The sequence below is a fragment of the Nocardia higoensis genome, assembly GCF_015477835.1.
Lineage (GTDB): Bacteria > Actinomycetota > Actinomycetes > Mycobacteriales > Mycobacteriaceae > Nocardia > Nocardia higoensis_A.
This window is the reverse complement of record NZ_JADLQN010000002.1, coordinates 452,276-475,838: the sequence shown is the minus strand read 5'-3', so window position 1 is coordinate 475,838 and position 23,563 is coordinate 452,276. Positions and strand designations below refer to the sequence as shown.

7 protein-coding genes are annotated in these 23,563 nt (G+C 70.0%); 2 read left to right on the top strand and 5 right to left on the bottom strand.

Annotation, left to right across the window (positions count from 1 at the left end):
* Nucleotides 1-329 precede the first annotated feature (329 nt).
* The 3 genes from IU449_RS16295 to IU449_RS16285 all read right to left on the bottom strand — a co-directional run bounded on the left by IU449_RS16295 (nt 330) and on the right by IU449_RS16285 (nt 18,652).
* Nucleotides 330-9,413, bottom strand: a complete 9,084-nt coding sequence (locus IU449_RS16295) for an amino acid adenylation domain-containing protein (RefSeq protein WP_195002926.1) — start codon at nt 9,411-9,413, stop codon at nt 330-332.
* A 463-nt stretch (nt 9,414-9,876) separates the two neighbouring features.
* On the bottom strand, nt 9,877-17,238 hold the full coding sequence (locus IU449_RS16290) for a non-ribosomal peptide synthetase (protein ID WP_195002925.1): 7,362 nt from the start codon (nt 17,236-17,238) through the stop codon (nt 9,877-9,879).
* A gap of 520 nt (nt 17,239-17,758) precedes the next feature.
* The gene (locus IU449_RS16285; RefSeq protein ID WP_195002924.1) at nt 17,759-18,652 is read right to left on the bottom strand and encodes a M23 family metallopeptidase; all 894 of its coding nucleotides are present in this window, start codon (nt 18,650-18,652) and stop codon (nt 17,759-17,761) included.
* 469 nt (nt 18,653-19,121) lie between these two features.
* Between IU449_RS16285 and IU449_RS16280 the strand changes: the two genes are divergently transcribed.
* Both IU449_RS16280 and IU449_RS16275 read left to right on the top strand, forming a co-directional pair.
* The gene (locus tag IU449_RS16280) at nt 19,122-19,514 is read left to right on the top strand and encodes an SCO5389 family protein (RefSeq protein WP_195002923.1); all 393 of its coding nucleotides are present in this window, start codon (nt 19,122-19,124) and stop codon (nt 19,512-19,514) included.
* Between the two features lie 351 nt (nt 19,515-19,865).
* A complete protein-coding gene (locus IU449_RS16275; protein ID WP_195002922.1) occupies nt 19,866-20,753 on the top strand; it encodes a bile acid:sodium symporter family protein in 888 nt (295 codons plus the stop codon).
* A 59-nt stretch (nt 20,754-20,812) separates the two neighbouring features.
* Here IU449_RS16275 and IU449_RS16270 read toward each other — a convergent pair whose 3' ends face one another.
* Nucleotides 20,813-22,276 (bottom strand): flavin-containing monooxygenase, encoded by a 1,464-nt coding sequence (locus IU449_RS16270; protein WP_195002921.1) that lies wholly within the window; start codon nt 22,274-22,276, stop codon nt 20,813-20,815.
* A 55-nt stretch (nt 22,277-22,331) separates the two neighbouring features.
* On the bottom strand, nt 22,332-23,474 hold the full coding sequence (locus tag IU449_RS16265; protein WP_195002920.1) for an acyl-CoA dehydrogenase family protein: 1,143 nt from the start codon (nt 23,472-23,474) through the stop codon (nt 22,332-22,334).
* Nucleotides 23,475-23,563: the final 89 nt, after the last annotated feature.

Below are 23,563 nucleotides of genomic sequence, written 5' to 3'. Positions count from 1 at the left end.
ACATACCGAATTACCTCCCACTTCGTGCCGACATGCATCCCTCGGCCGACGGCCGTCTCGAACTCTGCGCGCACACCCCAGGCCCAGAGCGAACCCCCACGGGAACCGTACAGATTGGCATGCCGGAAAAGTCGGCTCCCCGCCGGGGGCCTCGCGGCGCGGGGAAGGTGGAACGGGCGCAGGCATATCCGTGTAACCGCCTGCGAGGAAGAAGGGTACGGGACAGCGTCGGCGCAGGTGGGGGTTCCGGCTGCGGAAGTTCGGTGCCTACGGCCCGTCGCCGGATGTCGACGGCGAGGCGCCGGCTCGAGCCGGCGCCTCGCCGGGTGTCAGGCTCGAGGTGTCCCGGACTGCCCCGACCCGTGGACCGCGTCGAGCACACGACCGATCTCGGCGAGCCCGGCCTCGGCGGTCATCCGCCAATGCGAGGTCGGGACCTGATGGTTGCGGATCGTTCCCTGGACCGCACCGATCCAGGTGTCGGCGCCCATACGGCCGCTCGGATCATCCTCGGCAGCGGTGAAGTACACCAGATCACCGTCGAACGGACGCGGCCGATAGAGCGCGGTCACCGCCGCCGAGTGCACCGCACCCTCGAGCACCCGGGCAATACGCTCGGCCCCGAACGAGGCGAACGGCTCCGGCAACCCCGCCAGCCGCTCAGCGATCTCGGCGGGACCGAACTCGGCAGCATCACCGATCTCGTCGAGGTCGAACTGCGCGGCGTCACCGAGCAGACCACCGAGCAGCTCCGACATCGGCACGGGCCCGGACGCGATCGCGGACTCCTCGATCTGCACGCGCAGATAGCTGTCCATCATCGCCAACAGCTCGACCCGCTCACCCTCGGCCTGCAACTGCACCGCGATGGCATGAGCCAAAACACCACCCAACGACCAACCCAGCAGATGGTAAGGCCCCCGCGGCTGCACCGCACGGATCTCCTCCAGATACCGCAACGCCCACTTCTCGGTCGACTCCGGCAACGTCTCATCGGACCCGAGCGCAGGCGACTGCAAACCGAAGATCGGGCGATCACCCCCCACATGGGCCGCGAGCCCGGCAAAGGACCACGCGATACCACCGAACGGATGAATACAGAACAACGGCGCACCGGTACCGACGCGCAAGGGCACCAGCACGTCGAACGCCGATTCCACGGATACCGGCCCGGCATCGGCGCCGGACTGCTGGGCGAGCACCTGTGCTGCCAGCCCGGCCGGTGTCGGCGCGGTGAACATCCACACCACGGGCACCCTGATCCCGAGCTCCTCGCCCAGGCGCGCCGCCGCGCGCGTGGCGACCAGGGAGTTGCCGCCCAGCTCGAAGAAGCTGTCGTCCATGCCCACCGCGTCCAGGCCGAGCACTTCGGCGAAGACTCCGGTGACGGAGTGTTCCAGCGGCGTCCGCGGTTCCCGGCGCGAGCGAGCCACGAACGCCGGGCGCGGCAGCTGTCGACGGTCGAGCTTGCCGTTGGCGTTGAGCGGCAGTTCGTCGAGCACGACGAAGGTGGCGGGCACCATGTAGGAGGGCACGCGCTCGGCCAGATGGGCCTTGAACGACTCGGTATCCACCTCGCCCGCGGCGGCTTCCGGCAGCACGTAGCCGACGAGCTGGTCGCCGAGCTGCTCGTCGGTGTGCACGATCACGACCGCCCGACGGACGCCCTCGTGCGCCGCCAGCGCGGTCTCGATCTCGCCGAGTTCGATGCGCAGGCCGCGGATCTTGACCTGGAAGTCGGTGCGGCCCAGGTACTCCATGTGTCCATCGGTATTCCATCGCACCAGATCGCCGGTGCGGTAGAGCCGCTCCCCCGGCGCGAACGGACTGGCCACATACCGCGACGCGGTCAGGTCGGGACGCCCGAAGTAGCCGTGCGAGAGCTGGATTCCGGCGTGGTAGAGCTCGCCCGCGACACCGACCGGCACCGGATGCAGCCGATCGTCGAGCACGTAGGCCCGCACATTCCAGATCGGCGTGCCGATGGGCACGATGCCGATGGCGTCCTCGGGGACCCGCGCGGTCATGGTGACCACCGCGGTCTCGGTCGGACCGTAGAGATTGTCCAGCCTCGCCCGCGAGACCCGGCGCGCGGCGGCCGCCGTCTCCGCCGGAAGCGCTTCACCGGCCAGCCAGATCACCCGCAACGAGTGCAACGCGGCGCTGTCGACAGCGGCGGTGTCGAGGATGGCCCGCAGCATGGACGGAACGAACGGCGTCACGCTCACCCGTTCGGCCTCGATCACCTCGGCCAGATAGCGGGGATCGCGATGTCCGTCACGGCTCGCGACCACAACCCGGCCACCGGTGATGAACGGCACGAACACATCCCAGATCGACATGTCGAAGGTGATGGTCGTCTTGAACAGCGAGATATCGGCCGCGCCGATGCCGTAGTCGGCGACGAACCAGCGCACATGGTTGGCCACCGCGCGATGCGGCACCGCGACACCCTTGGGCCGCCCGGTCGAACCGGAAGTGAACAAGATGTAGGCGGTGTTCGCCGGACGCAACGGCGCCAGCCGTTCGACGTCGGTGATCGGCTCGTCGCGGTAACCGGACAGATCCAGCTCGTCGATCCGGATCACCGGCGCCCGGTCGGTGCGGAAGTCGGCGGCCGCATGGGTCAGCACACAACTGGGCTCGGACAGTTCCAGCACATAAGCGGTGCGATCCTCGGGATGATCGGGATCGACCGGCACATACGTGCCGCCCGCGCGCAACACGGCGTGAACGGCGACCAACAGGTCGACGCTGCGATGCAGGGCGACCACCACGCGGGTTTCCGGACCCACCCCGAGCGAGATCAGGTGGCGAGCCAGCCGATGCACCCGCGCATCCCAGTCGGCGTAGCTGATCTCGGTGCGCTCGTCGGTGAGCGCGCCGTCCACGATCGCCACCGCGCGCGGATCGATGCGCGAGCCGAGCGCCGAGAGGGACACCAGGGTGGCCGCGGCGTCGAGCGGGTAGTCGGTGGCGTTGCGGACGGCGAGCACCTCGGCGCGTTCGGTCTCGGTGAGCCATTCGACGTCGCCGACCGGGACCGCGGGCTCGGCGGCCAAGGCTGCCAGCAGCCGTTCGAACCGGCGGGCCAGCGTCTGGATCGTCGACTCGTCGAACAAACTGACCGGGAACAGGATCCGACCCGCGATACCCGTCGGCTCACCATGCTCGTCGTAACCGTCGCCGAGCATCAACTGCAAGTCGTACTCGGTCTGCTCGGCATCGAACTCCATCGCCGAAACCGACAACCCCGGCAATTCCAGCCCGGCGCGGGCCTGATTCTGGAAAGCCAACATGATCTGGAAGACCGGATGCCTGGCAGTGGAGCGCACCGGGTTGAGCACGTCCACGAGATGCTCGAACGGCACGTCGGCGTGCGCGAAAGCGGCCAGGTCGGTCTCGCGCTGACGACTCAACAACTCACCGAACGACTCGGCTGTATTCACTCGAGTACGCAGCACCAGCGTATTGACGAACATGCCGATCAGGTCGTCGAGCGCGGCATCACCACGGCCCGCTGTCGGCGAACCGATCGCGATGTCATCCGAACGAGACCAGCGCGCCAGCAGCACCGCCAACGCGGTGTGCACCGCCATGAACAGGGTGGCGTTGCGCTCGCGGGCGACGGCGAGCAAGGCGCGGTGGGTGGGCGCGTCGATGTTCAGAACCACCGAGCGGGCCACCGTGTCCTGCAGCGCCGGACGCGGGCGGTCGAAGGGCAGATCGAGCGCGTCCGGCAGTCCGGCCAGCGCGGTGCGCCAGTAGCCGAGCTGACGCGCGGCCACCGACTGCGGATCGTTCTCGTCACCGAGCAGTTCGCGCTGCCACAGGCTGTAGTCGGCGTACTGCACCGGCAACGGCTGCCACGCGGGCGGACTGCCCGCCGTCCGCGCGGCATAGGCGATCATCAGGTCACGGGTGAACGGGGCCATCGACCAGCCGTCGGCACTGATGTGATGAACCACCAGGACCAGCACGTACTCGGACGGCTCCTCGGCAATCCGGAACAGTTCCACACGCACCGGCACTTCGGCGGTCACATCGAAACCGGTCGTCACCGCGCGCACGATCCGCTCGGGCACCTCGCTCGCGGGCACCGCCTGCGCGGTGAGCTCCGGCGCGACCTGGTCGGCGGGCAGCACCACTTGATGGGCCGTGCCCTCGTGCGCCGGGTACACGGTGCGCAGGACCTCGTGGCGGGCCAGCACGTCGGCCAGCGCCTCGCGCAGCGCGGACACCGACAGCTCACCCGACAGCCGCACCGCGGCGGGGATGTTGTAGACGGCGGTGCTCGCGCCCATGCCGTTGAGCAACCACATGCGCTGCTGGGCCAGCGAGAGCGGAATCCGGTCCGGGCGCGGCCGCGGCGACAGCGCGGGCCGCCTGCCCGCACCGGCCAGGGTCTCCACCCGTACCGCCAGCGCGGCCACGGTGGACGCCTCGAACAGCAGCCGCACCGGCACCTCGGCGTCCAGCGCCGCGCCGAGGCGGGCGGCGACCTGGGTGGCGATCAGCGAGTTGCCGCCCAGGGCGAAGAAGTCGTCGTCCACGCCGACCCGCTCGACGCCGAGCACATCGACGAACACGCCGGCCACGATCTCCTCGATCGGATTGCCGGGCGCACGGAACTCGCGGGCTTCGAACACCGGGTCCGGCAGGGCCTTGCGGTCGAGCTTGCCGTTGACGTTGAGCGGCAGCACGGGCAGCACCACCCACGCCGTCGGTGTCATATACGAGGGCAGGCGGGCGGCCAGCGCGGCGGTGATCGCGGGGATGTCGAGTTCGGCTCCGGCCTCGGCGGGCACGAGATAGCCAACCAGCAGGTCGCCGGTGTGCGGGTCGGACTTGGCCGCCACCGCCGCGGCCGCGACGCCCGGCCGGTCCAGCAGCGCGGCCTCGATCTCGCCGAGCTCGATGCGGAAACCGCGCACCTTCACCTGGAAGTCGGTGCGACCGCGATAGTCCAGTTCGCCTGCGGCGGTCCAGGCCACCAGGTCGCCGGTGCGGTACATGCGCGCGCCCGGTTCGAACGGGTTGGCCACGAACCGATCCGAGGTCAGATCGGGGCGGCCGAAGTACCCGCGGGCCAGCTGGTCGCCGGCGAGGTACAGCTCGCCCGGCACGCCGACCGGCACCGGCCGCAACCGCGCGTCCAGCACGTACACCCGGCTGTTCCACTCCGGCGCCCCGATCGGCACCGACGCCCGATCCGCTTCGGTCACCGGGTGATTGGTGATCGAGACGGCGGCCTCGGTGGGACCATAGAGGTTGAACAGCGCCGCGCCCGCGGCCAAGGTGCGCTGCGCGGTGGTCGCGGGCAGCGCCTCACCGATGGCCAGGATGCGGCGCAGCGCCCCCGGCAGCCTGCCGTCGGAGACGGTGAGCAGCGCGTCCAGCATGGACGGCACCACGTGCAGGGTGGTGACGCCCTCGCGCTCCATCAGGTGATTCAGGTAGGCCGGGTCGCGGTGACCGTCGGGGCTCGCGATGACCAGGCGGCCCGCGCAGACCGCCGCCGACCAGAACTCCCACACCGACAGGTCGAAGGTCGCGGCCGTCTTGAGCAGCACCGCGTCGTCGGCGGCGAGGCCGAATTCGGCGGCCTTCCAGCGCAACTGGTTGACCACCGCGGCGTGCGGCACCGCGACGCCCTTGGGCCTGCCGGTGGAGCCGGAGGTGAAGATGACGTAGGCGGTGTTGTCCGGGCGCAGCGGCGCGATCCGGTCGGCGTCGGTGATGGGGTCGGCGGAACCGGCGGTCAGCGCCGGGCCGTCCACCCGAAGCACCGCGGCGTTGCCGGAGACGAAATCGGTGGCCTCGTCGGTCAGGACGAGGATCGGCGCGGCGGTGAGCAGGATGTAGCCGGTACGGTCGGCGGCCTGATCCGGGTCGACCGGAACGTACGCGCCGCCCGCGCGGGTCACCGCGTACATGGCGACCACCAGGTTCACCCCGCGCCGCATGGCCAGCGCCACCCTGGTCTCCGGGCCGACGCCGCGCGCGATCAGCTGGCGGGCCAGCCGGTTGACGCGGGCGTCGAGCTCCGACCAGGACACCCGACTACCGTCGTCGGACACCAGCGCGACCGCGTGCGAGGAGGCCGCCGCGACCGAGGAGTCCAGCAGTTCGGCCAGCGTGCCCGGCCGCAGCGGGTAGCCGGTGGTGTTGGCGCGCACCAGGATCCGCTCGCGCTCGGCGGGGTCGAGCAGGTCGATGTCTCCGACCGGGGTGCGCGGAGCCGCGGTGACCTCGCGCAGCAGGCGCACGAACCGGTCGACGAACATCTCGACGGTCCTGCGCTCGAACAGCGCGGTGGCGAAGGTGAGCGCGCCGCCAAGACCGGCGGGGGCACCGTCGGCGTCGTAGCTGTCGCCGATGATCCAGTGCAGGTCGAACTGGGAGACGTGGGTGTCCACGTCCAGTCCCGCCACGGTCAGGCCGGGCAGTTCCAGGCTCGCCTGCGCGAGGTTCTGGAAGGAGAAACCCACTTGGAACAGCGGGTGCCGCGCGGTGGAACGCACCGGGTTGAGCACCTCGACCAGCCGCTCGAACGGCACGTCGGCGTGCGCGAAGGCCTGCAGGTCGGTCTCGCGCTGGCGTCCGAGCAGCGCGGTGAACGACTCGCCGCGGTCGATCCGGCTGCGGAACACCAGCGTGTTGACGAACATGCCGATCAGGTCGTCGAGCGCCGCCTCGCCGCGACCGGCGATGGGCGTGCCGATGGCGATGTCCTCGGCGCCGGACAGCCGCGACAGCAGCACCGCCAGCGCGGCGTGCACCACCATGAACAACGTCGCGCCCTCGGCGCGGGCCAGATCGGCCAGCGCACGGTGCAGCTCGGCATCGATACGGATGTCGACCACTCCGCCGTCGAAGGACTGCACCGCCGGGCGAGGACGGTCGGCGGGCAGGTCCAGCTGGTCGGGCAGATCCGCCAGCTGCCGCTTCCAGTAGCCGATCTGGGCCGCCGCGAGCGAATCCGGATCGTCGTCGCTGCCCAGCATCCGGCGCTGCCAGACGCTGTAGTCGGCGTACTGCACGGGCAGCGGCGGCCACTCCGGCGCGTGCCCCGCCGCCCTGGCGACGTAGGCCGTCATCAGATCCCTGGTCAGCGGGCCGCCGGAGGAACCGTCGCCGGCGATGTGGTGCACCGCGATGGCGAGCACGAACTCCTGCTCGGCCACCCGGAACAGCACCGCGCGCAACGGTACTTCGGTGGTCACGTCGAACCCGTCGGCGAGCAGCTCACCGACGGCGGCACGCACCTGCTCGGGCGTGACCTCGCGCAGCTCGAGCCGCGGCAGCTCCTCCCCCGGCGCCAGGATCACCTGCACCGGGCCGTCGGCGGTCTCCGGATACACGGTGCGCAGCACTTCGTGGCGGGCGATCAGGTCGTCGAAGGCCGCGGTGAGCGCGGCGACGTCCAGCGCACCGGACAGCCGGATGGCGATCGGGATGGTGTAGGCCGCCGACGCGGAGTCGAAGCGGTTGAGGAACCACATCCGCTGCTGGGCAAGCGAGAGCGGGATGCGCTCCGGGCGGGGGCCCGCGCGCAGTTCCTCGCGCCCGCCCTGACCGGACAGCTCGGCGATGCGTTCGGCCAGCTTCGCCACCGAGGACGCCTCGAACAGCAGGCGGGTGGGCACCTTGGTGTCCAGCAGCGCGCCGAGCCTGGCCGCGGCCTGGGTGGCGATCAGCGAGTTACCGCCCAGCTCGAAGAAGTCGTCGGCCGCGCCGATCGGCGATCCGTCCCCGACCAGGTCGTCGAAGACCTGCGCCACCATCTCCTCGAACCGGCCGACGGGGGCGCGGAACTCCTTGGTGTGCAGGGCCGGGGCGGGCAGTGCGCGGCGGTCCAGCTTGCCGACCGGGGTCAGCGGGATCTCGTCGAGCACCGTGATGGAGGTCGGCACCATGTGCGCGGGCAGATGCTGCTCGGCCAGGGCGACGAGTTCGGTGGTGAGTTCCGCCGCGTCGACCGCCGCGCCGTCGGCGGGGTGCACGTAGGCGGCGAGGATGGTGCTGCCGTTGTCGAGCTGGTGGCCCACGGTGACCGCGAAGTCCACCCGCTCGTGGGCGGCCAGCACCGCGTCGATCTCGCCCAGCTCGATGCGGAAGCCGCGGATCTTCACCTGGAAATCGTTGCGACCCAGATACTCGAGCTCGCCGGTGGCGGTGCGGCGCACCAGATCGCCGGTGCGGTACATGCGGGCACCGTTGTCGGCGAACGGATTGGCCACGAAGCGATCCGCGCTGAGCCCCGGCCGGTTTCCGTAGCCGCGGGCCAGTTGCGCGCCCGCGAGGTAGAGCTCGCCCGTCACGCCGGTGGGTACCAGACGCAGCCGGGAATCGAGCACGTAGGCGGTCACATTGCGGATGGGCGCGCCGATCGTCACCAGCTCGCCCGCGGTGAGCGGATCGCTGATGTTGGTCATGATGGTGGTCTCGGTGGGGCCGTACCCGTTGTAGAACTCACGGATCGAACCGTCGGCGAGCGGAATGGCCCAACGGCGCACCAGCTCCGGCGGAACGGCCTCGCCGCCCGCCACCACCACGCGCAGCGCGTCCAGACCGGTGGGATCGATCGAGGCCAGCGCGGCCGGAGTGATGAAGGCGTGCGTGACGTCGTTGCGCCGCAGCAGCCCGGCCAGTTCCGCGCCGCCGTAGACCGTCGGGGCGACCACGATCATGGTCGCCGCGCCGCCGATCGCCAGCAGCAGTTCCAGCACGGAGGCGTCGAACGACGGCGAGGCGAAGTGCAGGGTGCGCGAGGATTCGGTGACCCGGTAGCGCTCGCGCTGCTCCTCGCAGAAGCTCGCCAGGCCCGCCTGGGTGACGACGACGCCCTTGGGCATGCCGGTCGACCCGGAGGTGTAGATGACGTAGGCCGGATGCTCGGCGCGGATGTGGCGTACCCGGTCGTCGTTGGTGACGGGCTCCACCGACTGCCCGGCGACCAGCGCGTCGGTGGCCGGATCGTCGAGCACCAGCCATTCGACGTCGCCGGGTAGTTCGGCGCGCACGTCGGCGACGGTGATGCCGACCACGGCGCCGGAGTCGGAGAGCATGTGCGCGACCCGGTCCGCGGGGTAGTTCGGGTCGACGGGCACGAACCCGGCGCCGGTCTTGGCTACCGCCCAGCACGCCAGCACCGACTCCACCGAACGGGGGATGCCGAGGGCCACCAGATCCTCCGGGCCGATCCCGCGGGCGATCAGCGCGCGTGCCAGCCGGGTGGAACGCTCGTCGAGTTCGGCATAGGTGAGCTCGCCGAGGATGTCGGTGGCGTCCGCGCAGCGGACGGCCGTGCCGGCGGGGTTGGCCTCGACGGCCTTGGTCATCAGCTGGGCCAAGGTGGTCAGGCGGGGGCGGCGGGTGCGCGTCGGCCGGACGCGAGCGGGCCGGGTCACGCCGTCGCTCCCTGCATCACGAGCCGCCGCCGCTGTGCCGCGCCCCCCTGCGGGGCCGTCCGCCACCAACCCAACCGATCCACCATCCGAGCTTTCCTACCCACTTCTGCCGAGCGTTCGACGCCTGCCGAGATACCGTCACCGGGCGGGTGCCATATCGGCCTGCAACCGCTCGAGTGCCGTGCGCCGCCACCTACCCTGTCACGTCGTAGTTGTCGTTTCGTGACCAGGTAGCGCTACACCCTGTCGTTTCGTGACCAGGTCGCGCTACACAGCTGGGGCGGCGGCGAGCGCCATATCATGGCACCCGAATCATTCCGGCAGATGAACCGAGCGCTACGCCGAGCGGCAAGCCTGGTGACACAGCTCACCCCGTAGTGCTGCGGGCATGCTCATGCACAGTGGGCACGCCGGCTCTCGCCGGGACCGTCGTCGCTGGTCAGCTATCCGTGCGTGGCCTGCCTCAACGACGCGCGGGCTTCAGGAAATCGGCCACGGCGAAGACCTCCAAGCCCTCCGCGTCCCCGGCTTCCATCGTCCGGTCGTGGCCGTCGAGGACGACCACGCGCAGTTCCGACGGCGCAGTGAGGTCGATCGCGGCCGGTCCCTCCCGGTCGGTCAGCAGGTGGGTGACCCATTCCTCGGCCAGCGCTTCGGCGCGTTCGGCCGGGCTGGTCTCCGGCCCGCCGAGGGCGGCGAGTACGAGCGTCGCGCCCGCGGCGCCCGCCGCGACGACCTCGAGGATCGCCGCGCCCGAGCTCGCCGGACCGTACCGGAAGGTGCGAGATTCGAAGGTCAGCTTCGTGCGGGCCTGCAGCCGGTCGCTCGCGGCGGCGAGTCCGTCGTAGTCGATCGTCTCGCCGGAGGAGGGCACGAGTGCGGGATGCTCGCCTCGGAGCACTCGCACTCGGTTGGCGTAGGTGACGGGCCGGTTCGATTCCGCGGCGATCTGCGCCTGCGCCTGCGGAGTGTCCAGCCGCAACCACTGCTCACCGGAGAACTCGGCGTAGCTCCCCACGACCAGGCCCAGATCGGCTGGAGTGCCATCGGCGGGCTCAGGGTGCGCCTGCGTCACCGGAGCCAGCGCGGCACCGGTCTTGAGCACCGCCCAGACCGCCACCACGAACTCGGTGCCACGGTCGGCCGCCAGCGCGACGGTGCTTTCGGGCCCGATGCCCCGCCCGATCAAGACCCTGGCCAGGCGGGAGGACTCGGCGTCGAGTTCCCGGTAGCTGATCTCGACGTCGCCGCCCACCACCGCCGGGGCGTCGGGATCGTCCTCGACGACGGCGGTCAGCAGCTGCGGCAGTTCGGTGCCGCCGGTGGTGACGAACTCGTCGTCGTCCGCGTGGTCGGCGTCGAGCGCCGCGCCGGCCACCAGGCCGTGCTCCTCGGGCTCGAGAATGTCGATGTCGCCGACGATCGCGTCGGCGTCGGCGTGCACCGCGCGCAGGATCCGCTCGAACCGACGCGTCAGCGCCGCGATCGTCGCCTCGTCGAAAAGGTCGGTGGCATAGGTGAACAAGACGCCGAGCGGGCCGGGGGTGCCGTCCTCGTTCAGCCTCGGCTGCACGATCAGTTGCAGGTCGAACTTGGCGCTGACCTGATCGGAGTCCAGCAGCGAGACGGCCAGGCCGTGCAGTTGCGCGCTCGGCGGGGCGTAGTCCTCGAAGGCGATCACGACCTGGAACAGCGGGCTCTGATCGCGGTTGGCCTGCTGGACGACCTCCGAGACCCGCTCGAACGGGATGTCGGCGTGCGCGAAGGCCGCCAGATCGGTCTCCCTGGCGCGCTCCAGCAGCGCCTGGAAGCCTTCGGCCCGGTCGACCTCGGTGCGCAGGGTCAGTGTGTTGACGAACATGCCGACCAGCTCGTCGAGCGCGCGTTCGCCACGCCCGGCGATCGGGGTGCCGACGGCGATGTCGGAGCTGCCCGACATCCGCGCCAGCAGCACCGCGAGCGCGGCGTGCACCACCATGAACAGCGAGGCGCGATGGGCGTGGGCCAGTCGGACCAGACCGGCGTGCACGTCCGGTTCGACCTCGATCCCCACCGTCGCGCCGCGTTCGGACGGCACCGGCGGGCGCGGATGATCCAGCGGCAGATCCAGCGCGCCGGTCAGCCCGGCCAGCTGTTCGCGCCAGTACGCGAGCTGCCGCGCCGCGGGCGAGTCCGGGTCCTCGTCGGTGCCCACCACGTCACGCTGCCACAGCGCGAAATCGGCGTACTGCACCGGCAGCGGCGCCCAGCCGGGGGCCTCGCCGCCGCTGCGCGCCAGGTAGGCGGTGACCAGGTCGCGGGCCAGCGGGGACAGCGAGATGCCGTCGGCGCAGATGTGGTGCACCACCAGGACGAGCACGTGCTCACGACTGTTCGGGCCGCCGGACAACAGCCGGATGCGCAGCGGCGCGGCCTCGGTGACGTCGAAGCCCGCCGAGAGCAGTTCGCCGATGCGGGCCGCCGGATCGGCCGGTGTCTCCACCTCGAGGCCGTGCGGCAAGACCTCCACGACCGGGAGCACCTGCTGATAGGGCTGTTCGCCGGGCGCGGTCACCGGGAAGCGGGTGCGCAGTGCCTCGTGGCGCACCAGCACGTCCTCGACGGCCAGACGCAGCGCCTCGGTGTCGAGTTCGCCGGACAGCCGGATGGCGAAGGGCAGGTTGTAGGCGGCCGAGGCCGGATCGAGCTGGTTGAGCACCCACATCCGCTGTTGGGCCAGCGACAGCGGCACGTGCTCCGGTCGCGGCCGCTTGACCAGCGGCGGCCGGACGACCCCACCGGCGCCGGGGACCACGCGTGCGGCCAGCGCGGACACCGTCGGCGCCTCGAACAGATCACGCACGGAGACCGCGGTTTCCAGTGTCTCGTTCAGCCGGGCGACCGCGCGGGTGGCCAGCAGCGAGTTGCCGCCGAGAGCGAAGTAGTCGTCGTCGGCGCCCACCCGGTCCAGGCCGAGCAGTTCGGCGTAGACACCGGCGATGATCTCCTCGATCGGAGTGCTCGGGGCGCGGAACTGCCTGGTGCGGAAGGTCGGTTCCGGCAACGCCTTGCGATCCAGCTTGCCGCTGGTGTTGAGCGGGAAGGCGTCGAGCACCATCACCGCACCCGGAATCATGTACGCGGGCAAGCTCTTCGCGGCGGCGTCGAGCAGATCGTCGATGTCGACGGTCTCCCCCGGCCGCGCCACCACATAGCCCACGAGCTGGTCACCGGTGGCCGTCGGCACCACCAGCGCCACCGCCTGGCTGATCGACGGGTGCGCCAGCAGCGCGGTCTCGATCTCGCCGAGCTCGATCCGCTGACCGCGGAACTTCACCTGGAAGTCGGTGCGGCCCAGGTACTCCAGCCGGTGCGGCTGATCTCGCCAGACCACCAGGTCACCGGTGCGGTACATGCGCGCGCCCGGTTCGAAGGGATTGGCGACGAACCGATCCGAGGTCAGATCCGGGCGGGCGACATAGCCACGCGCCAACTGGTCGCCGGCCAGGTACAGCTCGCCGACCACACCGGCGGGCACCGCGCGCAGACGCGAATCCAGCACATATACGCGGGTGTTCCACTGCGGCAGGCCGATCGGGACGGTGGTGGTGTCGGCCTCGGTCGCGGGCCAGTAGGTCACCGACACCGCGGCCTCGGTGGGACCGTAGAGATTGTGGACGGCGGCACCGGACATCGCCCGCACCTCGGCGACCGTCTCCGGCGGCAGCGCCTCACCGATCACGAACACATCGCGCAGTGTGGGCACCGAACCCGGCGCGGTGTGGGTGGCGAAGACGGTCAGCATGGACGGCACGAAATCGGTGACCGTGACCCGCTGCGCCGCGATGGTTTCGGCGATGTAGGCCGGGTCGCGATGCCCGTCGTGGGTGGCCACGACCAACTTCGCGCCCGTCCGCAACGGCATGAAGTAACCCCACAGCGACACGTCGAAGGTCGTAGCGGTCTTCTGCAGGTACACATCCCCCGGACCCATCGGGTACTCCGAGAGCATCCACGCGGTCTGGTTGTCGATCGCGCCGTGCGAGATCGCCACGCCCTTCGGCCTGCCCGTGGAGCCGGAGGTGAAGATCACGTACGCGGGATTGTCACGGCGCAGCGGACGCAGCAGTTCCGTGGCCTCGACCGGCGCGCCGGAGACCCCGGACAGATCGACGGTGTCCACGCGTAGCACGTCGACGCCCGCGGGCACGGCATCGGAATCGGCGAGGGTCGACAGCACGCACACCGGCTGCGCGGTGTCGAGGATGTGCGCGATGCGCTCGGCCGGGTGATCCGGATCCAGCGGCACATACGCGCCACCGGCGGTCACGATCGCGTACATGCCCACGACCAGATCCAGCGACCGCCGGATCGCAAGACCGACCAGCGATTCCGGGCCGACGCCCTGGGAGATGAGCAACCGGGCCAACCGATTGACCCGCTCGTCGAACTCGCGATAGGTCAGCTCGGCGCCCTCGTAGGCGACGGCCACCGCGTCGGCGTGCTCGACGACCGCGCGCCGGTAGGCATCGTGGAGCAGTTCCGGGGCGAGCGGATGGGCGGTGTCGTTCCAGTCCCGCAGGATGCGCTGCTGCTCCCAGCGTTCCAGCAGTTCGATGCCGCCGACGCTGCGCTGCGGGTCGGCGACCACGGCGGTCAGGATGCGACGCAGGCGCTCGGCGAAAGCGGCCATGGTCGACTCGTCGAACAGGTCGGTGGCGTAGATGAAGGTGGCTGCCAGACCCGCGGGGGCGCCGTCGATCTCGTGCGGCACCAGGGTCAGTTCCAGATCGAACTTGGCGGGTGGGGCGCCCAGTTCCAGCGCCGAGGCGGTGAGGCCGGGCAGCCGGAGTTCGGTGTGCGACATGTTCTGGAAGGTCAGCATCACCTGGAACAGCGGGTGCCTGGCCATCGACCGGGCCGGGTCGAGCAGTTCGACCAGCCGCTCGAAGGGCAGGTCCGCGTGCGCGAACGCGGCCACGTCGGTGCGACGGACCTCGGCGAGCAGTTCGGCGAAGCTCTCGTCCGGATCGACCTCGCTGCGCAGCACCAGCGTGTTGACGAACATGCCGACCACGTCGTCGAGCGCCTCGTCGCCGCGCCCGGCCACCGGGGTACCCACCGCGATATCGGTGGTGCCCGAGAGCCGGGCGAGCAGCACGGCCATCGCGGCGTGCATCACGAAGAACAGCGTCGAATTGTGCTGCTTGGCCAGCGTGCTCAGCGCATTGTGCAGTTGGGCGTCCAGGGCGAAGGAGTAACCCGCCGAACGGTTGGACATCACCGCGGGGCGCGGGCGATCGGCGGGCAGATCCAGTTGCTCGGGCAGTCCGGCCAGTTGTGCACGCCAGAACGAGACCTGTTGGGCCAGAGTCGACTCCGGGTCGGACTCGGCGCCCAGGGTCGCGCGCTGCCACAGCGTGAAATCGGCGTACTGCACCGGCAGCGGCTCCCACGCGGGCTCCGCGCCGGTGGCGCGCACCGAGTACGCGGACATCAGATCACGGGTCAGCGGACCCATAGAGAAACCGTCGGCGGCGATGTGGTGCACCACGCACACGAGCACATGCTCCTCGGGAGCGAGCGCGAACAGCCGCAACCGGATCGGCGGTGCGAGCGTCACGTCGAAGCCGTCCATCGCGAGCGCGACGACCTGCGCGACCAGATCGTCCTCGGTCGCGGGCGCCAGGTCCATGGCGGGCACGGCGCGCTGATCCTCGATCGGCAGCACCACCTGCGTGCCCTCGCCGTCGACCTCCGGGTACACCGTCCGCAGCACCTCGTGGCGGGCGAGGAGATCGCCGACCGCCGCGCGCAGGGCGGCCACGTCCAGCGATCCGGACAGCCGGACGGCCACCGGGATATTGTTCACACCGCTGTCGGTGTCGAAACGGTTCAGGAACCACATCCGCTGCTGGGCGTAGGACAACGGAATCCGGTCGGGGCGGGTCATCGCACGCAGCGGCGGGCGCGCGGCCCCACCGGCCTGCTCACGCAGCCGGGCCGCCAGATCGGCGACGGTGGGACATTCGAACAGCAGCGGCAGCGGTACGCGGGTGTCGAGTTCGGCGGCGATGCGGGCCACCGCCTGGGTGGCCATCAGCGAGTTGCCGCCGAGCGCGAAGAAGTCGTCGTCCGCGCCGACCCGCTCGTCGGGACCGGCGTCCGGGATCAGCAGCGCGGCGAACACGTCGGCGACGATCTGCTCGAACCGGTCCGACGGCGCCCGGAAAGCCTTGCCCGCGAACACCGGCGCGGGCAGCGCGGCGCGATCGAGCTTGCCGACGGGGGTCAGCGGCAACTCGTCGAGCACCATGATCGCCGAGGGAACCATGTACGCGGGCACGGACTTTCCGACGAACTCCGCCACCTCGGCGGTGTCGAGCCCGGCGCCCTTGCGGCTGAGCACGTAGGCGACCAGCGTGGTGGCCCCCGAAGGCAGCGTGACGCCCAGGGTGGCCGCGTAGTCGATGTCCGGATGCGCGAGCAGCGCGTTGTCGATCTCGCCCAGTTCGATGCGCAGACCGCGGATCTTGACCTGGAAGTCCGATCGGCCCATGTACTCGAAGGCGCCGTCGGACTCGCGACGGCGCACCAGGTCGCCGGTGCGATACATCCGCGGGCTCGCCCCGTCGGATTCGGCGACGAACGGATTGGCGACGAACCGCTCCGCCGTCAGATCCTGCCGATTGCGGTACCCGTAGGCCAGCGAGGGCCCGGACAGATACAGCTCGCCGACCACGCCCGCGGGCACCGGACGCAGCATCGGATCGAGCACATAGGCGCCCACTCCCGGGAACGCGGGGCCGATGGTGATCGGCTCGTCCGGGCGCAGTTCGGTGCCGGTCACGATCACGGTGGTCTCGGTGGGGCCGTAGAAGTTGTGCACGGTGCGCCCGGGCGAAGCCCATCGGTTCACCAGCTCGGCGGAGACCTTCTCACCGGCGGCGACCACGGTGCGGATCCTGTCCAGGCCCGCCGGGTCCACCGACTCCAGTGCGCCCGGAGTCATCATCAGATCGGTGACCTGTTCGCGGCGCAACAGTTCGGCCATCTCCGCGCCACCGAAGATCATCGGCGGCGCGATCACCATCGTCGCGCCCCGCGGGAACGCGAAGAGCATCTCCATGAGCGAGAAGTCGAAGCTCGGCGAACTCAGGTGGGTGATCGTCGAACCGAGGCCGACGCCGAGCCGAGCGCCCGCGGCGACGACCGGGCCGAGGCCGTGATGGGACACCAGCACGCCCTTGGGCTTTCCGGTGGAGCCGGAGGTGTAGATGATCCACGCCGGATGGTCGGCGGTCAGCGGCCGGACCCGGTCGGCGTAGGAGATCGGGTGCGCGGGATGGGCGCCGATACCGGCGAGCTGATCGGGGTCGTCGAGTTCGATCCACTCCACTCCCTCGCCTGCAGCGCCCGCGTCCAGGGCGTCGCGGTGCGTGGAGGTGGTCAGGCCGACCCGGGTGCCGGAGTCGGTGAGGATGTGGGCGATGCGGTCGGCCGGGTATGCCGGGTCCACCGGGACGTAGGTGGCGCCGGTCTTGGCGACGGCCCACAGGGCGGTCACCGATTCGATCGAGCGCGCGATGCCCATCGCGATGTAGTCGCCGGGACCGAGGCCGCGCGCGATCAGTTCACGCGCCAGTCGCGAGGAGCTCTCGTCGAGTTCGCGGTAGGTCAGCTCGCGCTGGTCGGCCGGTGCGCCGGTCGGGTTGAACCGCAGCGCCACCGTGTCCGGCGCGGATTCCACCGCGGCCGTCAGCACCTGCGGAAGTAGGGACGCACCGGAACGCCGGCGTCGCCCGCCAGCAGCACGTGTACCCGCGGTCCGACGAGCGCTTTCCATCCGGCTGCACAACCTCTCGCGTCAGTCATGGCCCTCGGGCCGTTCTCCTGCGCCGGCGCAATCCAGGCCATCCGACCGAGCGCCATCGCCCCCGACAATGTCGGCATCGTGTTCTAATCGTCACCTCGCTCCGACCCGTTGCCGTGCTGTGATGTAGCTCACAGCAGCGGACGGCATACGGAACGCGTCCGAGGGGTACCACCCGTGGCGGAGGGTCGAGCGGACGATCCGCCCCGGGCATCGGTGCACCATGTCGGCCCCGGCGCCCGTTCCTCCCTTCGGACGCGCCGTGGCCGGAGCGTGGTACCGCCCGGATCGGCAACACAGTTGCCGTGACCCACCCCTGCTCGATACCGTACCGGCCCCAGGCGAACCCACCGAATCCGGCTGGTCGCCGTGGCCGCGCGGGCGGAAATCGACCCGCGCGGAGGAAGAAAGACCGCGACCCCCTCACGGCCGGGGAAGGCGTGAGGGGGTCGAGGGAACGGGTCGCGCGGCCTCGATGGGCGGGCGGGGAGCCTCAGTGGGCGTGCGAGGGGCCCCACTGCATCGGCACGCCCTTGGCGGCCAGGTACGGCTGCGGATCGATCTTGTTGCCGCCCTGGTCCCAGATCTCCAGGTGCAGGTGCGGGCCGGTGGACTGGCCCCGATTGCCCACGGTCGCAATGACATCGCCCGCGTTGACCCGCTGACCGGCCTGCACGTACATGTCGTTCACGTGCCCGTAGACCGCGGTGGTGCCGTCGTCCTGGAGCACCCGCACCCACAGCCCGAAGCCGGACGCGGGACCGGCCTCGATGACGGTGCCGTTGCTGACCGACTTGATCGGCGCGCCGAGCGCGTCGGCGAAGTCGATGCCGTAGTGCATGCTGCCCCAGCGCGCGCCGTAGCCGGAGCTGATGACCCCGGCGACCGGGCGCACGGCCACGGGCGGCGCGAGGTGCTGCTGCACGCCCTTGAGGATGTCCTCGACCTGGCCGAGCGGCGTGGCGATCTCGGCGGGCAGGTTCTGCAGGCCGAAGGGCTGAGACACCGGCTGCGCGACGGGCGCGGCGACCGCGGTGACCGGCGGCTCGGCGGCCTCGGCGGGCGCGGCGATGGCCTGCGCGGCCTCGACCAGCGGGATTTCCCCGGTGCCCTGGAAGGTGATGGCCTCCTCGGCGGCGTCGGTGTGACGTTCGGGAGCCAGCGGCGAGGCGGCGGCCAGCGCGGGCGCGACCTGCGCGGCCACGCCGACCAGGGCGGCGCCGGCGACAGCGGCCCCCGCGGCGGCACGGATGCGCTCGCTCTGGGCGGGCGCGGCCCGGTGCCGGGTGGGACGGGTCGCGACCGCGGTGCCACCACGCCCCTCGACACCGGAGCCGAGAAGGCTCTCGACAGTGATGGAGCTGGGGCCTACCCGGTGCTGCGACATACGTGCGTCCTCGCGTCCGTCCTACAGTTGCCAACGAACGCCGTAGCATCACCTGGTGCTCTCCCCGGACGACCATGTCGTCGGAGATCGGCCGGAAGTCACAATGTGTAACGTTTCGGCATCCGTTGTGATGGGAACTCTACCCGGTCGTGACCATTTCGCAACCTTCGAGTTCGAGGTACATGTCACAACGAGTGCCGACATATGTCGATCACGTGACCCACCCCGGCGCGCAAGATCCGGAGAACCCGGCCTGACCAGCGCGCATCGCCGAACGCGAGCCCGCCCGATCGCTCGACCGGCAGGCGCGACGGGCATCGTCACATCGACGAACAGATGCAAGCACATCCGCCGCGATATCGAAAGTTGGCCTCGCCGAACAGCTTCGACGCCGAATCCAGTCTTGTTGACAACAATTTTCGTTTAGACTCGGACGCGCACCGCCCCCGACCTTCTGGAGGAGAGCGCCATGTCCCTCGATGTTCCCGCCGCCCTGCTCGAACGCGCCGAACGAGGCGACGTCGACGATGCCGAGTTCGTCGACTGCGTGAAGAACTCGCTGCCCTACGCCTGGGAGGTGGTCAGCCGGGTCGTCGACGAACTGCGCTCCGGCGCCGACGAATACGCCGACAACACGATCCCCCCGCCGGACGACAAGGCCCGCGGCGAACTGCTGCGCGCGCTGGCCTCCGACGCGATCCGCGGCGGCCTGGAGCGCCACTTCGGCGTGAAGCTGGCCTTCCAGAACTGCCACCGCGTCGCGGCCTTCCCGCTCGCCTCGGTCGGCGGCGAGACCTACTCGACGTTCATCAGCACCCGCGCCCAGCTGCTCAACCAGAGCCCGGAACTGCGCAACTGCTGACGGCGCGAAAGCACCGCCCCTCACCGGCACGAACCCTTGTGCCGGTGAGGGGCGGTGCTGCCTCGGGTGAGGGCTTCTCCTCGTCGGTTACCTGATGTAGCCTGCGCCATACCATTCACAGCCGTCGCGTACCCGCGGAGCGCGCGCTCGATCCGACCGTGCGAGGGAGGCGCGGAGTCGCCGAGGTGATCTCGGCCGCCATCAGCTCCCGTCAGACAAACCGATGACCCACGCCATCGTGCGGGCCGATCGAACCGTCGCGGCCGGAGGGCCGCGGCGACAGCCGGAATCGGCCCGGCCCAGGTACCCACAACGAGCACGCGTGCCGAGATGGTAGATCGAAAGAAGTAGATGAACGATTCAGCACTGATCACCATCGGTTTGCCGATCGCTCTCGCGATCATCATGTTCGGACTCGGGTTGACTTTGACCGTCGCCGATTTCAGACGAGTGGCACGAACCCCGACCGCGGTCGTGATCGCGCTCGTCCTACAGATCCTGGTCCTGCCGCTGATCGCCTTCGGGCTGATCACCCTGTTCGACCTCGACCCGCTGCTGGCGGTGGGAATGATGTTGCTGGCCGCCTCACCCGGCGGAACCACCGCCAATCTGTTCAGCCACCTCTTCGGGGGCGACATCGCACTCAACATCAGCCTGACCGCGATCAATTCGATCCTGGCGGCCTTCACCATCCCGATCATCACCAACCTCGCCATCGCCCACTTCGATGCCGATGGCGAACTCGGATTGCAGTTCGCCAAGGTCATCCAGGTCATCGCGATCGTGCTCATCCCGGTCGTGATCGGCATGCTGGCACGCCGGCGCTGGGCGGAATTCGCTCAGCGTGCCGATCGTCCGGTTCGTGTCTTCTCCATCGCGGTGCTGGTGTTCGTCTCGTTCGGCGCGCTCGTGAGCGAACGCGACAACTTCGCTGACTATGCGAGGCAGGTCGGTGTGGTGACCGCCTTGTTCTGCCTGGCCAGCCTCACCCTCGGCTACGCCGGTGCGCGGCTGCTGCGACTCGAGCAGCGCCAGGCGATCGCGTGTTCGATGGAGATCGGGATCCACAACACGACCGTGGCTCTCACCATCGCGCTCAGCGTGCTGGACAGCACCGAGGTCGCGATCCCCAGCGCCGTCTACTCGGTGCTCATGTACATCCTGGCCACCGGCTTCGGCTTCCTGATCACCAGACTGCCCGCACGCACCGACACCGCTGCCTCCTCACCAGTCCGCTAGCGCGGCCGAGCACCGGTCTCGGCGCCTCGTCTGCCGGGCGGGTGAGGTGTCCGAGCCGGTCAGACCAGCGCCTGCCCCACCTCGTACTCGTCGGGATCGAATCGCCGTGTCTTCCAACGGAACAGCGAGGTGACCCCCGGCCAATTGTTGGTGATCCGCCCGGCGGCGTTGCGATACCAACTCGAGCAGAAATTCCACGGCGTCGTCTTCAATCGCCGTTGCAGCCAATCGTCCCAGTTCTGTTCGACATCGGCGCGCGCCGCCAGATGACGGCCGGGCCGTGCCGTCACATAGGAGACGACCTGCCGGATATAGCGCGCCTGCGACTCCAGCATGTAGATGATCGAGCCCGCGCCGACATTCGTGTTCGGCCCGTACATCATGAACAGATTCGGAAAGCGCGGCACGGACATGCCCAGATAGGCGCGCGCCCCGGCCGAGCCCCACACATCGGCCAGCTTGGCCCCGCCGAGCCCGTAGATGTTCATCGGCGCGAGGAATTCGGTGCCTTTGAATCCGGTGCCGTAGACGATCACGTCCACCGGGTGTTCCACGCCGTCGACCGTGCGCACCCCGGCCGGGGTGATCTCGGCGATCCCCGTCGTCTCCACCGTGACGTTCGCCTGCCCCAGTGCCGGGAAATAGTCGTTGGAGAACAGCCCGCGCTTGCATCCCGGCTCGTAATCCGGCGTCAGCTTCGCCCGCAACGCCGGATCGGGCACCTGCGTCCGCCGGTGCCGGTCGGCCAGCGCCACCACCGGCCGCTTGATCCACGGCAGGTCGGTGAGACCGAGCGCGAGGATTTCGAAGGTCGCCCAGATCAGGAAGCGCTCGGCCAGCCGCACCGGCGGCACAGATCTGAACAGCGCGTGATGCACCGGCCGGTACTCCACATCCGGCTTGGGCAGCACCCACGCCGCCGAACGCTGGAACAGCGTCAGTTCCAGGACCTGCGGCTGGATGCGCGGAATGTACTGCACGGCGCTCGCGCCGGTGCCGATGCAGGCCACCCGTTTGCCGGTCAGATCGATGTCGTGGTCCCACTCGGCGGAGTGGAACGACGCGCCCGCGAAGGTGTCGATGCCGGGAATGTTCGGCAGCGCGGGCCGCGACAGCTGCCCCACCGCGGGCACCAGAATCGTGGTGCCCAGTCGTTGCCCGTCGGCCGTGGTGACCGTCCAGCCGCCGGTGGCCTCGTCGAATTCGGCGTCGGTGACCTCGGTACCGAACCGGATGAAACGCGCCAGATCGTACTTACGCGCGACCGCGTGCATGTATTCGTGGATGTCACGCTGCTCGGAGAACCGGCGCGGCCAGTCCGACCTCGGCTCGAACGAGTACGAATACAACGGCGACGGCACATCGCAGGCCGCGCCGGGATAGGTGTTCTCCCGCCACACGCCGCCCAGGTCGGCGGCGCGCTCCAGAATGACGAAATCGTCGAACCCGGTTCGGCGCAATTCCAGGGCGAGGCCGAGACCGGCGAAACCGGCTCCGATGATCAGGACGGACGGCGTTCTCATGTCCCGAGCCTAAGCGCAGAACCGGCCGCGGGACAGGGGCTGACGGCCCCCGCCGTCACATGCTCGCGAGTTGCCTCGCGATGACCAGGCGCTGGATCTGGTTGGTGCCTTCGAAGATCTGCATGACCTTCGCCTCGCGCATATACCGCTCCACCGGGAAATCTTGGGTGTAGCCGTAGCCGCCGAGCACCTGCACCGCGTCGGTGGTGACCTTCATGGCCGCGTCGGTGGCGATCAGTTTCGCCACGCTGGCCTGGCGCGAATACGGCCGTCCCGCGTCGCGGCGGCGAGCGGCGTCGAGGTAGGTGGCGCGCGCGGAGTCGACCGCGGCGGCCATGTCCGCCAGCACGAAGCCGAGGCCCTGGTGGTCGATGATGTTCTTGCCGAACGCCTGACGTTCCTTGGCGTAGGCGACCGCGTCGTCGAGGGCGCGCTGCGCCAGCCCGGTGGCGACCGCGGCGATGCCGAGACGGCCGGAGTCCAGCGCGCTGAAGGCGATGGTCAGGCCCTGCCCCTCGTCGCCGATCAGCCGCTCGTCGGGCACGAACACCTCGTCGTAGGAAGCCGTGGTGGTCGGGATGGCACGCAGGCCCATCTTCTCCTCCGGCCTGCCGAACGAGAGCCCCGGCGTGTCCGCGGGCACGAGGAAGCAGGACACACCGCGCGATCCCGCACCCGTGCGCGCGAACAGGGTGTAGAAATCGGCCCGGCCACCGTGGGTGATCCACGCCTTGGAACCGTTGATCCGGTAGCCGCCGTCGACCTTGGTCGCCCGGCAGCGCAGCGCGGCGGCGTCGGAGCCGGCATGCGGTTCGGAAAGGCTGTAGGCGCCGACGGTCTCACCGGAGAGCATCTCGGCCAGCCAGCGGTCCTTCTGCTCGGCGGTGCCGAAAGCGAACAGCGGGTGGCACGACAGACTGTGCACACTCACCGCCACCGCCACCGCCGCCCACCGCGCGGCCAACTCCTCGAGCACCTGTAGGTACACCTCGTAGGGCTGACCGCCGCCGCCGAACTCCTCCGGATACGGCAGGCTCAGCAGCCCGGCGGCGCCGAGCGCGGGGAAGACCTCGTCCGGGTAGGTCTCGGTCTTCTCGCACTCGACGACCCGCGGCTCGAGCACCTTGTCGGCGATGTCGCGGGTGAGGTCGAGCAGGTCCCTGGCCTCCTGGGTGGGCAGCATCCGATCCACTGGCATGCGCCTTTTCTACCGTCCAGGCTCCGCGGCGGGCCACCCCCGTTCGGGGGTGGCGCCGCCACTATCGCCTCGCGCACCCTTGTCCCGCG